The organism is Rhodococcus sp. IEGM 1318, assembly GCF_033142465.1.
GTDB classification, from domain to species: domain Bacteria; phylum Actinomycetota; class Actinomycetes; order Mycobacteriales; family Mycobacteriaceae; genus Rhodococcus_F; species Rhodococcus_F qingshengii_B.
On record NZ_JAWLSC010000009.1, the window covers coordinates 153,450 to 167,155 of the forward strand.

Sequence of the window (13,706 nt, forward strand, 5' to 3'; positions counted from 1 at the left end):
AGCAGAGTCGGTACGGATCATTCACCGCAGAAACGGCGCGCGAATCAACGTCTTTCGAACGTGCCGCGGTGACGACCGGAACAGGGCTGCCATCACCTTCGCCGTCGCGGACGCGTCCCGCCGATCGGACAGGTAGGACCGCTGAGCCTCGACCGGCAGATCGAAGAACGCCTCGAAGAATGTCGCGACGTCGCCCGAGTCGAGGGTGAGAAGTGCGTTCAGGCCAACGCGTCGAAGGGCAGACACCGCCCTGGCCGATCGTGGCCAGAGTGCAGCGTTGGGATCCCCACCGTCGGCGATTGCTTTCGCGACAGCGTCTGCCTCGGCAAGTGAGGAGGCAACGCTGTATCCGGTTCCCGGATGCATCAAACCGCCTCGCCCGCCGAACCGGAGGACACCGTCCGGGGACGAGTCCCTCGGGCCTTCGACCGCAAAACGGACTCGCTCGATCGGCGCGTCGTCGGGGACTTCGCAGCCCCGATTGTGAAGTCGGGTGCGCAGACGTGTTTCGAGTTCGCGGAGCCCCAACGCCGGCCGGCCGACGAGGCAGGTCTCCTCGAGGAGGACTCGCTCGTCGTCGAGCGGGACCGCGTAGAGAAACGACGGAGTGTCGGCGTCGGAAGTGCCGTTGTCTCTTCGCCAGTCCATGAACCAGGCTTCGTTACCGCCCAGAATCGGAGATGCCAGGGCGCGGTCGACGATCACACCGAAGGCGGTCTGCTGCGCGGTTGTCACTGTCGGATCGGTGCCCCTGGCGTCGATGACGATGGATCCCGTCAGCTGCGATCCGTCCACGCATACGACGGTGGTGGGGGACAGTGTTCGCGCGCTCATTGCTCTGAACTGCATAGAAGCATCAGAGAGAAATGATTGCAGTAATGGTGTATTCAATACACAATATGCGCGATCAAGCGTTTTCTGTCCGTTGGTCCACACGCTCGGACGTTGAATCCGGCTCGCGATCACCTCCCGCGGCAGCCACGACGGCAGCTCGTCCGCCCACGCCGAATACGTCGGAGTCCACATCCGGCGGGGGTGTGGATCGACAACGACGACGGTGAGTTGCCGGGCGATACAGCGGGTCGCGAGTGCCCGTCCCGCCGGCCCGCCGCCCACGATCACCACGTCGGCGGAGGAGTCGTCTGTGGTCATGGTCGGCGCACTACATCGATCCCGTTGCGAGCAGACCACCGTCGACCCGGACGGTTTCGCCCGTGATCCATCCCGCCGCGTCGGAAACGAGGAAGCCGACCAGGCCGGCAACGTCCTCCGGGGTGCCGAGCCGCTTCATCGGGTAGCCCGCCGACGCCTTGTCCTCGCCGGCAGCGACCAGGGCTGCCGCGAACTGCGTCTTGACGATCCCGGGCGCTACGGCATTGACACGAATCTTCGGCCCCAGTTGCCAGGCCAGTTCTTCCGTCAATCTGATGAGCGCAGCCTTCGACGCGCCGTACGCCGCGATGACGCCCGTCGATCGGATCCCGGCCACACTTGCCAGGTTAACGACGGCTCCACCGTGTTCGCCCATCCACGCCCGATGTGCTTGTTGGACGTAACCGAGGGCGGCAACCACGTTCACGTCGAAGATCTTGCGCACGGCGTCGAGGTCGGCCTCCATGAGCGAACCGAAGACCGGATTGATGCCGGTGTTGTTGACCAGAATGTCGAGTGAACCGAACTCGGCGAGGGCGCGGTCGACGGCGCCGGAGCGGGCTTGGGCATCGGCAGCGTTGCCCGCGAATGCGACGACCTTGCCGCCGTGACCCAGAGCGGACAGTTCGGATGCAGCGGCGTCGAGGGGCTCCGGCTTGCGGGTGGTGATCAGGACGTCGGCGCCGCGCGCGAGGAGTTCGGCGGCGACAGCTTTGCCGATCCCGCGACTTGCGCCGGTGACGATGGCGGCGCGGCCTTCGAGGTCGCGAGGACGAGTGCTGTTTTCGCTAGTCATGTCCCGAACGTTAGCGGACTCACACGCTGCTGGTCGGAACGACCGTCAGGTCACGGTAAAATCGATAGTTCTTGTGTCTGTAGTCAGGCATTGTTTACCCGTATTCGTCGTTTTTCCTGAGGAGTTTGCTTGATTACCGCCACTGACCTCGAAGTTCGTGCCGGTGTCCGCACCCTTCTCACGGCTCCCGGGCCCTCGCTGCGCATCCAGCCGGGCGATCGGATCGGCCTCGTCGGACGTAACGGTGCCGGAAAGACGACCACTCTGCGCATCCTCGCCGGTGAAGGGGAGGCATATGCGGGAAGCGTCGTACGCACCGGTGAACTCGGATACCTCCCGCAGGACCCCAAAGAGGGCGACTTGAGCATCCTCGCCAAGGACCGGGTTCTCTCTGCCCGCGGCCTCGACACGATGCTCCGCGAGATGGAGAAGCAGCAGATCCTGATGGGCGAGGTGCTCGATCAGGAATCTCAGGACCGCGCGGTCAAGAAGTACGGCCAGCTCGAGGATCGATTCTCGGCCCTCGGCGGCTACGAAGCCGAGAGCGAAGCCGCACGTATCACCAGCAGCCTCGGCCTCGAAGACCGTATTCTCGGGCAGCCGCTCAGCACGCTGTCCGGCGGTCAGCGTCGTCGTGTCGAATTGGCGCGAATCCTCTTTGCCGCCTCCGACGGCAGCGGTGCCCGCTCCGACACGACTCTGCTGCTCGACGAGCCCACCAACCACCTCGACGCCGACTCCATCACCTGGCTGCGTGGATTCCTCCAGAACCACGAGGGTGGACTGGTGGTCATCAGCCACGACGTCGACCTGCTCAACGACGTAGTCAACCGCGTGTGGTTCCTCGATGCCGTTCGCGGTGAGGCCGACGTCTACAACATGAACTGGAAGAAGTACCTCGACGCACGCGCCACGGACGAGCAGCGTCGCCGTCGTGAGCGCGCCAATGCCGAGAAGAAGGCCGGCGCGCTGCGGATTCAGGCAGCGAAGATGGGCGCCAAGGCAACCAAGGCCGTCGCCGCGCAGAACATGGCGAAGCGAGCCGACAAGTTGATGGCGAATCTCGACGCCGAACGTGTCTCGGACAAGGTGGCGCGGATTCGTTTCCCCGAACCCGCAGCGTGTGGCAAGACTCCGCTGATGGGCAAGAACCTCACCAAGGTGTACGGCTCGCTCGAGATCTTCACCGGTGTCGATCTCGCAATCGACCGTGGATCGCGTGTGGTCATCCTCGGACTCAACGGTGCGGGTAAGACCACGCTGCTTCGCATCCTCGCGGGCGCGGAGAAGGCGGACGCGGGTGAGCTGATCGCCGGTCACGGACTCAAGGTCGGCTACTTCGCTCAGGAGCACGACACCCTCGACGACGACGCGTCCGTGTGGGAGAACATCCGCCACGCCGCGCCGGACACAGGGGAGCAGGAACTGCGTTCGCTGCTCGGTGCCTTCATGTTCACCGGCCCGCAGCTCGAACAGCCGGCCGGAACGCTCTCGGGTGGCGAGAAGACGCGTCTGGCTCTGGCCGGTCTGGTGTCGTCGGCCGCCAACGTTCTGCTTCTCGACGAGCCCACCAACAACCTGGACCCGATCTCACGCGAGCAGGTGCTCGATGCGCTCCGCAGTTACACCGGTGCCGTCGTCCTGGTCACCCACGATCCGGGTGCTGCCGAGGCACTCAACCCCGAGAGAGTCATCCTCCTGCCCGACGGTAACGAGGACCACTGGTCGCAGGAGTACCTCGAGCTGATCCAGCTCGCCTAACCCCCTGTGCGCCATTTTGGTAGTGGGAACTACCAAAAAGGCGCACAGGGGCGAAGCCCCTCAATCCCTTCGCCGCACAGACTCCTCGACCAGATCGAGAACAGCCGAAAGGTTGTCGACGCCGTGGCCGGAGGCGATTCTCGCGACCAGGCCGTCCATCACCAGATCCAGATACCCGATCAGGATTTCGGTGGGAACGTCGTCACGGAGTCGGCCGGCCGATTTCTGTCGGGCTAGCCGCGCACTGGTCGCTTCCGTCAGTTCTGCGGAGCGCTGCGACCACTTCTCGCGGAAATCGGCGTCATTGCGTAGTCGACGCGCTATCTCCAGGCGCGTTCCCAGCCAATCGAATTGATCGGGCTGCGCGAGCATGTCCCGCATGACCTGGACGAGGCCCTCTTCGGCGACGACATCTGCCATCCGGCTCGCATCCTCGCTGGCAAGCGCGAGGAACAAGCCGTCCTTGTCCTTGAAGTGATGAAAGATCGCTCCCCGGGACAAACCGGTGACTTCTTCGAGACGGCGAACTGTGGCGCCGTCGTAGCCGTATTCCGCAAAGCAGCGGCGGGCGCCGTCAAGGATCTGACTGCGCCGTGCCGCGAGATGGTCTTCACTGACCTTGGGCACGGGCATCCCTCCTTTGTCGGGTTGCCTGTGAGCACTTTCGGCCGTAGGCGCTGAATGTCGACTCAGTGCACAAAGCGCTCACGACCACCGATGAAACCTGGTTCGCCTTCCGGCGAAAGTGGTCGTGAGCGCTTTGTGACCCGTCAGGGGCCGAAAGTGCTCACAGGCACGTAGTGCCTACTAGCCCCGGATCATGTTGCGAAGCACGTACTGCAGGATGCCACCGTTGCGGTAGTAATCCGCTTCGCCGGGGGTATCGATGCGTACGACTGCGTCGAACACGACCTTCTCGCCGTTCTCGCGCGTCGCCGTGACCTTCATGGTCTTCGGGGTGACGCCCTCGTTGAGCTTCTCGACGCCTTCGATGTCGAAGGTCTCGGTGCCGTCGAGCTTGAGCGAACCTGCGGACTCGCCGACCGGGAACTGCAGCGGGACAACGCCCATGCCGATGAGGTTGGAGCGGTGGATGCGCTCGAACGACTCGGTGATGACGGCCTTGACGCCGAGCAGGCTGGTGCCCTTGGCTGCCCAGTCACGCGAGGATCCGGAGCCGTACTCCTTGCCGCCCAGGACGACCAGCGGGATGCCGGCTGCCTGGTAGTTCTGCGACGCGTCGTAGATGAATGCCTGCGGTGCGCCTTCCTGCGTGAAGTCGCGGGTGTAACCACCGGAGACGTCGTCGAGGAGCTGGTTGCGCAGACGGATGTTCGCGAACGTTCCGCGAATCATGACCTCGTGGTTACCGCGACGAGAACCGAGCGAGTTGTAATCCGCACGCTCGACGCCGTGGGAGTCGAGGTACTGCGCAGCGGGGGTACCGACCTTGATCGGACCTGCCGGGCTGATGTGGTCGGTGGTGACCGAGTCGCCGAGCAGAGCGAGGACGCGAGCGCCCTTGATGTCCTTGACCGGAGCCGGATCCATCGTCATGCCGTCGAAGTAGGGTGGCTTCCGCACGTAGGTGGAGTTCACGTCCCACTCGAAGGTGTCACCCTTCGGGGTTTCGAGGTTCTGCCAGCGGCTGTCGCCCGCAAAGATGGTTGCGTACGACTTGCGGAACATGTCCTGGTCGATCGAGGACTTGATGGTCTCTTCGATTTCCTGCGTGGACGGCCAGATGTCCTTGAGGTAGACGGGGTTTCCGTCGGTGTCGTTACCGAGCGAATCGGTCTCGAAGTCGAAGTCCATGGTTCCGGCGAGGCCGTAGGCAATCACGAGCGGCGGGGAAGCCAGGTAGTTCATCTTGACGTCGGGGGAGATACGTCCCTCGAAGTTGCGGTTACCCGAGAGCACCGCGGTGACCGAGAGGTCGTTGTCGTTGATGGCCTTCGAGACTGCCTCGGGCAGGGGTCCGGTGTTACCGATGCACGTGGTGCACCCGTAACCGCCGAGGTAGTAACCGAGCTTCTCGAGGTACGGCCACAGGCCGGCCTTCTCGTAGTAATCGGTGACGACCTGCGAACCGGGAGCCATGTTGGTCTTGACCCACGGCTTGGTGGCGAGGCCCTTTTCGACGGCGTTGCGTGCGAGCAGTGCAGCACCGAGCATGACCGACGGGTTGGACGTGTTTGTGCAGGAGGTGATACCTGCAACAACAACGGCGCCGTGATCGAGAACGAACTCACCGGCGTCGGACTTGACGACCACCGGCTTGCTCGGACGGCCTTCTGCACCGTTGGCAGCAGAGAGAACGTCGACCGCTCCGTCGTCGGCAAACGACAGAACCGCGGGATCGGAAGCCGGGAAGGACTCTTCGACGGCCTCGTCGAGCTGGGTGTGCTCGGTCGGGTAGTTCTCTTCCACGTAGTTGTGGATGTCCTTGCGGAACGCAGTCTTGGACTCCGACAACAGGATTCGGTCCTGCGGGCGCTTCGGGCCGGCGATCGAGGGAACAACGGTTCCCAGATCCAGCTCGATGTACTCCGAGAAGACGGGTTCCTTGTCGGGGTTGTGCCACAGGCCCTGTTCCTTGGCGTACGCCTCGACGAGAGCGAGCTGCTCGTCGCTGCGGCCGGTGAGGCGCAGGTACTCGATGGTCTCGGCGTCGATCGGGAAGATCGCTGCGGTGGAACCGAATTCGGGGCTCATGTTGCCCAGCGTTGCGCGGTTCGCGAGCGGAACCTCGGCAACACCGTTGCCGTAGAACTCGACGAACTTGCCGACGACGCCGTGCTTGCGGAGCATCTCGGTGGCGGTGAGCACGACGTCGGTTGCGGTGACGCCGGGCTTGATCTCACCGGAGAGCTTGAAGCCGACAACGCGGGGGATCAGCATGGAGACGGGCTGGCCGAGCATTGCTGCCTCGGCCTCGATGCCGCCGACGCCCCAGCCGAGCACGCCGAGGCCGTTGACCATCGTGGTGTGCGAGTCGGTGCCGACACAGGTGTCGGGGTAGGCCTGTCCGTTACGGGACATGACGGTGGGCGCCAGGTACTCGATGTTGACCTGGTGAACGATGCCCATTCCCGGGGGGACGACCTTGAAGTCGTCGAATGCGCCCTGGCCCCAACGAAGGAACTGGTAACGCTCGCCGTTGCGCTCGTATTCGAGGTCGACGTTGCGCTCGAGTGCGTCGGCCTGGCCGAAGACGTCGAGGATGACCGAGTGGTCGATGACCATGTCGGCGGGGGAGAGCGGGTTGACCTTGTTCGGGTCGCCGCCGAGGGTGGTGACTGCCTCACGCATGGTGGCGAGGTCGACGATGCAAGGGACGCCGGTGAAGTCCTGCATGATCACGCGGGCAGGCGTGAACTGGATTTCGATGCTCGGCTCAGCTGAGGGATCCCAGCTCGCGATGGCGCGGATGTGATCCGCGGTGATGTTGGCACCGTCTTCGGTGCGGAGAAGGTTCTCGGCGAGAACCTTCAAGGAATAGGGCAATTTCTCGGTGCCGGGGACGGCCGAGAGGCGGAAGATCTCGTAAGAGTTCTCACCGACCTCGAGGGTTCCCTTGGCTCCGAATGAATCGATACTGGTGCTCACGTCTGCTCCACTCGTCTATGAGGGTCGCCACCGACGGGGCTGTGTCGGCAGCTGAAGCGAGGTACTTCGGCTGGTAGATCCCTCCGTAGCTCACGCCAATCGCACAGTTCGCGTGAGAACTGTCCGAACATCGGAGCTGCAGTAGAACCCGTCCTGACCGGTGGTACCTCTTGGTCCAAGTCTAACAGTACGCTTGTCCTGTGAGAATTCAGGGCAAGTTGACCGAAACAATCTTCATGCAGACTGCGGGCCTGCGCAACGCAGGCTTGGCTGGGTGACCGCACCCACAGTTACCGCTCAGGTGGCACGCGCGACGGTTGTGTCTGACGCCGGGCGGCAGTCGACCTGAAGTAGGGTGCATGCAGGCCCGTCGCGGGTCGGCCGCCGAAAAACGACCTCGGACCAACTCCCCGCAACTCAGCGGTGGACGGAATCCGAACAGCACCCGGATGAGAGATGTCTGCTCCTACCAATCACGCTTTTGCGCCTGTGCACGTGAAGTCACCGTCGCACGCCGCTGTTCCGTCGGACGTCGATCTCGACGACGTACTTGCGGATCTCTCGACGGACGGCGTCTCCGCCCCCGAGTCCGATGTTGCCGAGCTGGCCGCGGTGGTGACCGACGCTCGCGAACGCGGTGTCGACTTGAGCGTCGTCGTCGTCGATGCGAATCCGGGCCGGCCGTCCGATCTTCGGGACATGGCCACGACGGTCGGCAAGTCTGAAGGCGGTACGGTCCTCGTTCTGAGCCCGGACTGGATGGGCAGCTACAGCGACTCGATCTCTCGCGTCCAACTCGAAACTGCACAGGACCGATCATTCGGTGAAACCGCGAGTGTGACCGCGGACCGTTTCTCGCACGAGATCGTGGAGCCTGGTCCGCCGTGGACGTTGTACACGGTTCTTGTCATCGCCGCGGTGGCGGTAATTGCCGGAATTACCTTCACCGTCAAGTGGCGGCGAGAGCCGGAAAACACGCAAACCAGACATATCGCTTCTGCTTCAGAGATTGCGACATCTTCCGACCACCGGGCCGATTCCGCCTGACCTTGGTCCTTTTGCGAGATTTTCAGTAACTCGTCGAAAACAGGTACTCACCGCTGTTTGTGGTGAGTACCTGCCCTTTTTGGTGCCTGCATGCCGTTCGACCAGCTCAAATACCGTTTGTGTTATTTGTGGCTAAAGTTTCCAAAGAACGCTTGAGTGTCGTACGGTACAACTGGCACTTTTTGGGGAAGAAGTGTCGCAGACAGGCTGATGTTGTTCGACGCGTACTTGTCGGTTGCCTTGTTCTCGAGGTTCCGTCGGCGGCGTTCTTACGGCACGTCCGGGTCGACCGTCAGCTCTCGGGCTGTGGGCGACCGGTGCTTGGTCTGCGCATTCCCTCCCCGCACGGATCGGCGACCCAGCGGGCCGTGGCGTTACACGCGAGGGAGAGTTATTTGTGAGGCAAGTAACACGTGGCGGCGAGTCCCGTCGTGGTCCTTCCCGTAAGTCGATGCGCCTGGCGCAACTGGTCATCGGATTCGGCGTCGTCGGATCCCTGATCGTCGGAACGCCGGCCATGTCCTCGGCCGTACCGCCGCCGCCGCCGAATCCGAGTGATTCGGACATCGCCGCGGCCGATTCGCAGGTCTCGTCGAGCGTCGGCACCGTCAGCGCGCTCATCAATCAAGTCGCATCGGCCAACGAACAGTTGTCGGCACTCGACAACGAAGTTGCGATCAAGCGTGAAGACGTCAACAAGACTCTCGTGGATCTGCAGACCGCCCGCGGCGCCGCAGACTCCGCAGCGCAGGCCGTCGGAGTCACCAAACAGGCTCTGAAAGACGCGTCGGCGCAGATCGAGGTCGCTCAGACGGACTTCGACAAGTACGCACGCTCGAGCTACGTCAAGGGCACCAATACCGCGTCCATCTCGTCGTTCCTCGACGCGAAGGGCCCGGGCGACGTCCTCGACCGCGCACAGGTCCTCAAACTGCTCGCCAATACGCAGAGCGCAGTGCTCGACGGTCTCCAACGAGCACGTACCGAGCAGGCGAACAAGGACTCCGCGACCCGCCAGGCAAAGCAGCAGGCCGACGCCGCCGCCGAGGTCGCGGCACAACTGAAGGATCTGGCCGAGCAGGCGATTCAGATCGCGCGCAACGCTCTCGATCAGCAGGTAGCCAAGAAGGCCGCGATCGAAGCCGAGCGCAACTCCGCTCAGGCCCAACTCGACGCCGCCCGCAATGCAGTCGCAGGCTTGCAGGGCCAACGCCAGGCGTACGCGACGTGGGACGACCAGCGTCGCGCCGAGGAAGCTCATCAGAAGGCGCTCGAAGCTGCCGCCAAGGAAGCTGCCGCACAAGCTGCTGCCCGCGCAGCTGCCGACCAGGCCGCGAAGGATCGAGCTGCAGCACTGGCAGCAGCTCAGCGTCCGCACACCGCTGTCGAAGACCCGACTCCGACCGTCATCCCGGACGACGACACCTGGACTGACGAAGAAACCGGGACCGACGAGGAAACAGGCACGGACGAAGAGACCGGCACCGACGAGGAAACGGTCACGACGCCCAAACCCACCACCCCCAAGCCGACGACTCCGAAACCCACCACTCCGAAGCCTTCCGTTACCGGAAGCGCTGCAATCGAATCCGTCATCGACCGCGGAATGTCTCAGCTCGGCGTGCAGTACGCCTGGGGCGGCGGCGACGAGAACGGTCCGACTCGAGGCATCCGTGACGGCGGCGTCGCTGACAGTTACGGAGACTTCAACAAAGTGGGTTTCGACTGCTCGGGCTTGATGATCTACGCCTTCGCCGGCATCGGAATCTCGCTGCCGCACTACACCGGCTATCAGTACACCGCGGGCACGCAGATTCCGTCTTCGGAGATGAAGCGCGGCGACATGATCTTCTACGGTCCCAACGCCAGCCAGCACGTGGCGCTCTACCTCGGTAACGGGCAGATGCTCGAGGCGCCACAATCCGGTTCGAGTGTCATGGTCTCCCCGGTTCGTTGGGGCGGAATGACGCCGTACGCCGTCCGACTGGTGTCCTGACGGTCAGAGGAAATTGTCGCTGACGCCCGCATTGTCAGGGGAAGTATCAAGTTCCCGACGTGGTGTTACGGCATCGAGCGCAACTACCTGGAATAGTTGACGGGGAACACGTTACTGTCGGTACTTTTCTAGGTGAAAGCGATGGATTCTTGGTGACCTCACGTGAAGATTCGGTCGGAACGGTCGACGTAAGCAAGGCGAGCGGAAGTGCGGACGGAGCAGCACCTTCCCTGGCAGCCGACGTTCAGACCTTGGAACGAGCGATTTACGAGGTCAAGCGAGTCATCGTCGGGCAGGACCGGCTTGTCGAGCGCATTCTCGTCGGGCTTCTTGCCAAGGGGCACGTCCTCCTCGAAGGCGTCCCCGGTGTCGCCAAGACGCTGGCCGTCGAGACTTTCGCGAAGGTCGTCGGCGGTTCGTTCTCCCGCGTCCAGTTCACCCCGGACCTGGTGCCCACCGACCTGATCGGCACGCGCATCTACCGTCAGGGCCGCGAGGAGTTCGACACCGAACTCGGACCCGTCGTCGCCAACTTCGTGTTGGCCGACGAAATCAACCGTGCCCCGGCCAAGGTGCAGTCCGCGCTCCTCGAGGTGATGGCCGAACGCCACGTGTCGATCGGCGGTAAGCGTTACCACATGCCCGACCCGTTCCTGGTGATGGCGACACAGAACCCCATCGAGAACGAGGGCGTCTATCCGCTCCCCGAAGCGCAGCGCGACCGCTTCCTGTTCAAGATCCTCGTCGACTACCCAACGGTCGAAGAAGAGCGCGAAATAGTCTACCGGATGGGCGTCGCGGCCCCGGAGCCGCACCAGATCCTCGGTCCGGAGGAGTTGGTCAGGCTCCAACGCGTCGCCAGCAACGTCTTCGTTCACCACGCGCTCGTCGACTACGTTGTCCGGGTCATCGCCGCTACGCGCACGCCGCGTGAGGTCGGACTGGAGGACGTCGCAGGCTGGATCGCGTATGGCGCCTCACCCCGAGCGACGCTCGGCATCATCGCCGCGTCGCGAGCTCTCGCTCTCGTCCGCGGGCGCGACTACGTCGTGCCGCAGGACGTCATCGAGGTGATCCCGGACGTGTTGCGCCACCGCCTCGTTCTTTCCTACGACGCCATGGCCGACGAGGTGACTCCCGACGCCGTCATCGCCCGGGTGCTGCAGACCGTCGGACTGCCGCAGATCGCCGCGCGGCCGGTCCCCACCGTTCCCGGCCCGCTCCAGCAGGGCGCACCGCAAGCACCCCAGTTCAACGCACAGGGCACAGCTAATCCGCAGGGCAACGGCGCGCCGATAGCGACCGCTGAGACGATGAGTCGCCCGCAGTGACCGAAGGCCGCGACGGTGGCCAGGCGACACCCGCCGGATCCACCGGTTCTCCGCCGTCGTTCCGATCCGGCGAGCTCAGCGATCCCAAACTCACCGCTGCGCTGCGCACCCTCGAGCTGACGGTTCGTCGTCGCCTCGACGGTGTGCTGCACGGCGATCACCTCGGCCTGATTCCCGGACCTGGTTCGGAACCGGGTGACGCCCGCGAGTATCAGCCAGGCGATGACGTTCGGCAGATGGATTGGTCCGTCACCGCCCGTACGACGCACCCGCACGTGCGCCAGTCGGTTGCAGATCGTGAGCTCGAAACGTGGCTCGTCATCGACCTGTCCGCAAGCCTCGACTTCGGGACCGCCGGATGCGAGAAGCGCGACCTGGTTGTCGCTGCAGCCGCAGCCATCACTCACCTGACCAGTTCGGGCGGTAACCGCGTCGGCGCCATCATCTCGACCGGCGCTCAGACAACTCGAATCCCGGCACGCGGTGGGCGAATTCACGCACAGGCGATGCTCCGCAAGATCGCGACGACTCCGCATGCTCCGGACGGGGTACGCGGTGATCTTGTCGGCGCGATCGAAGCGCTCAGACGCCCACAGCGGCGGCGCGGACTCGCGGTGGTCATCAGTGACTTCCTCGGGCCGATCGACTGGGAACGCTCGCTGCGCGCCATTTCGGGACGGCACGACGTGCTCGGCGTCGAAGTGGTCGATCCGCGTGACCTCGAACTGCCCGACGTCGGCGACGTGGTGCTCCACGATCCGGAGTCAGGTCGGACGAGAGAATTCACCACGACGCCGCAACTGCGAGCCGACTTCGCCAGAGTCGCCGCTGAGCACCGCGTCGAGGTCAGGCAAGCTCTACGTCGTTGCGGCGCTCCGCTGATGTCCCTGCACACCGACAGGGACTGGATCGCCGACGTCGTGAGATTCATCTCGGCACGCCGACACAGTTATGGTGCCGGCGCCGGAACTGGGGGCGTTCGTTCGTGAGTCTTTCTCAATTCACCGCACCGTGGTGGCTGCTGTTCCTCGCTGTCATCGCCGCGTTGGTGGTCGGTTACGTACTCGTGCAGAAGCAGCGGGCCAAGCACACACTTCGGTTCACGAACTTCGCACTGCTGGAGAAGGTGGCGCCTTCTCGGCCCGGGCGGTGGCGTCATATTCCGGCGATTCTGATGGTCGTCGCGTTGGTGTTCTTCACTGTCGCCCTTGCCGGTCCGACGGCGGACAAGAAGGTCCCACGAAACCGTGCCACGGTGATCCTCGTGATCGACGTGTCGCTGTCGATGCAGGCCACCGACGTCGAGCCGACGCGATTGGCAGCAGCGCAAGAAGCTGCCAAGTCGTTCGCTGACGGTCTGACCCCTGGCATCAACCTCGGGTTGGTCGCATTTGCCGGAACAGCTTCGGTTCTGGTGTCGCCCACCACGAATCGTGACGCGACAAAGGTCGCCATCGACAACCTCAAGCTCAGTGAGCGGACGGCGACGGGCGAGGCGATCTTCACCTCGTTGCAGTCGATCGACACGCTGTCGGCTGTCCTCGGTGGTAGCGATCAGGCCCCACCGGCGCGCATCGTGTTGCTGTCCGACGGCAAGCAGACCGTTCCCGAGAATTCGGACGATCCGCGGGGCGGATTCACCGCTGCCCGACAGGCCAAGGACAAGGGCGTCCCGATCTCCACCATTTCCTTCGGAACGACATACGGACGTGTCGAGATCGAGGGCGACCGAATTCCCGTCCCGGTCGACGACGCGTCTTTGAAGGAGATCGCCAACCTTTCCGGCGGAAGTTTCTTCACGGCATCGAGCCTCGAAGAATTGCGCCAGGTGTACGACACGCTCGAAGAGCAGATCGGTTTCGAGACGACACGAGGAGATGCGAGTCGACCGTGGTTGGTCCTCGGCGTCGTGTTCGCGACCGCTGGTCTGACGATTGCCCTGGTACGCAGGCAGCGTCTGCCCTGATCGAGAGCAGTTCCGAATTGTCCAAATACCGCTGGTACGCGGCCCGCA

Annotated in this window: 10 protein-coding genes; 6 read left to right on the forward strand and 4 right to left on the reverse strand. The window is 63.7% G+C overall.

The features are described from left to right. Positions 1 to 21: 21 nt before the first annotated feature. Together R4P65_RS21295 and R4P65_RS21300 are read right to left on the reverse strand one after the other, a co-directional pair. Entirely contained in the window at positions 22 to 1,152 is a 1,131-nt protein-coding gene (locus tag R4P65_RS21295) for a lycopene cyclase family protein (RefSeq protein ID WP_317828008.1), read from the reverse strand. 10 nt (positions 1,153 to 1,162) lie between these two features. Next, on the reverse strand, positions 1,163 to 1,948 hold the full coding sequence (locus R4P65_RS21300) for an SDR family oxidoreductase (protein ID WP_317828009.1): 786 nt from the start codon (positions 1,946 to 1,948) through the stop codon (positions 1,163 to 1,165). 129 nt (positions 1,949 to 2,077) lie between these two features. Here R4P65_RS21300 and R4P65_RS21305 point away from each other — a divergent pair, with 129 nt between their 5' ends. Beyond that, positions 2,078 to 3,709 carry an ABC-F family ATP-binding cassette domain-containing protein gene (locus tag R4P65_RS21305; RefSeq protein ID WP_020907739.1) on the forward strand — a complete coding sequence of 544 codons (1,632 nt, stop codon included), beginning with the start codon at positions 2,078 to 2,080 and terminating at the stop codon, positions 3,707 to 3,709. A gap of 60 nt (positions 3,710 to 3,769) precedes the next feature. Here the strand turns inward: R4P65_RS21305 and R4P65_RS21310 are convergent, their stop codons facing one another. Both R4P65_RS21310 and acnA read right to left on the reverse strand, forming a co-directional pair. After that, positions 3,770 to 4,336: a TetR/AcrR family transcriptional regulator gene (locus R4P65_RS21310; RefSeq protein ID WP_214886600.1), complete on the reverse strand. Its 567-nt coding sequence runs from the start codon at positions 4,334 to 4,336 to the stop codon at positions 3,770 to 3,772. A gap of 180 nt (positions 4,337 to 4,516) precedes the next feature. Next, positions 4,517 to 7,318, reverse strand: coding sequence for an aconitate hydratase AcnA (gene acnA, locus R4P65_RS21315; RefSeq protein WP_019748421.1), 2,802 nt, complete (start codon positions 7,316 to 7,318; stop codon positions 4,517 to 4,519). 456 nt (positions 7,319 to 7,774) lie between these two features. Between acnA and R4P65_RS21320 the strand changes: the two genes are divergently transcribed. The 5 genes from R4P65_RS21320 to R4P65_RS21340 all read left to right on the forward strand — a co-directional run bounded on the left by R4P65_RS21320 (position 7,775) and on the right by R4P65_RS21340 (position 13,658). Then, positions 7,775 to 8,365, forward strand: coding sequence for a DUF6676 family protein (locus R4P65_RS21320; RefSeq protein ID WP_317828010.1), 591 nt, complete (start codon positions 7,775 to 7,777; stop codon positions 8,363 to 8,365). 451 nt (positions 8,366 to 8,816) lie between these two features. Next, positions 8,817 to 10,361: an NlpC/P60 family protein gene (locus R4P65_RS21325; protein WP_317828084.1), complete on the forward strand. Its 1,545-nt coding sequence runs from the start codon at positions 8,817 to 8,819 to the stop codon at positions 10,359 to 10,361. Positions 10,362 to 10,513: 152 nt separating this feature from the next. Continuing rightward, a complete protein-coding gene (locus R4P65_RS21330) occupies positions 10,514 to 11,692 on the forward strand; it encodes an AAA family ATPase (protein ID WP_411742570.1) in 1,179 nt (392 codons plus the stop codon). Then, positions 11,689 to 12,681, forward strand: a complete 993-nt coding sequence (locus tag R4P65_RS21335) for a DUF58 domain-containing protein (protein ID WP_003944991.1) — start codon at positions 11,689 to 11,691, stop codon at positions 12,679 to 12,681. Before R4P65_RS21330 ends, R4P65_RS21335 begins: the two co-directional genes overlap by 4 nt. After that, positions 12,678 to 13,658, forward strand: coding sequence for a VWA domain-containing protein (locus R4P65_RS21340; RefSeq protein WP_019748426.1), 981 nt, complete (start codon positions 12,678 to 12,680; stop codon positions 13,656 to 13,658). The genes R4P65_RS21335 and R4P65_RS21340 overlap by 4 nt, the downstream gene beginning before the upstream one ends. Positions 13,659 to 13,706 lie beyond the last annotated feature (48 nt).

What these genes read in the sequence shown, in the direction of transcription:
- R4P65_RS21295 (WP_317828008.1), bottom strand. Translation starts at nt 1,152, where the DNA reads ATGACCACAGACGACTCCTCCGCCGACGTGGTGATCGTGGGCGGCGGG.
- R4P65_RS21300 (WP_317828009.1), bottom strand. Translation starts at nt 1,948, where the DNA reads ATGACTAGCGAAAACAGCACTCGTCCTCGCGACCTCGAAGGCCGCGCC.
- R4P65_RS21320 (WP_317828010.1), top strand. Translation starts at nt 7,775, where the DNA reads ATGTCTGCTCCTACCAATCACGCTTTTGCGCCTGTGCACGTGAAGTCA.
- R4P65_RS21325 (WP_317828084.1), top strand. Translation starts at nt 8,817, where the DNA reads ATGCGCCTGGCGCAACTGGTCATCGGATTCGGCGTCGTCGGATCCCTG.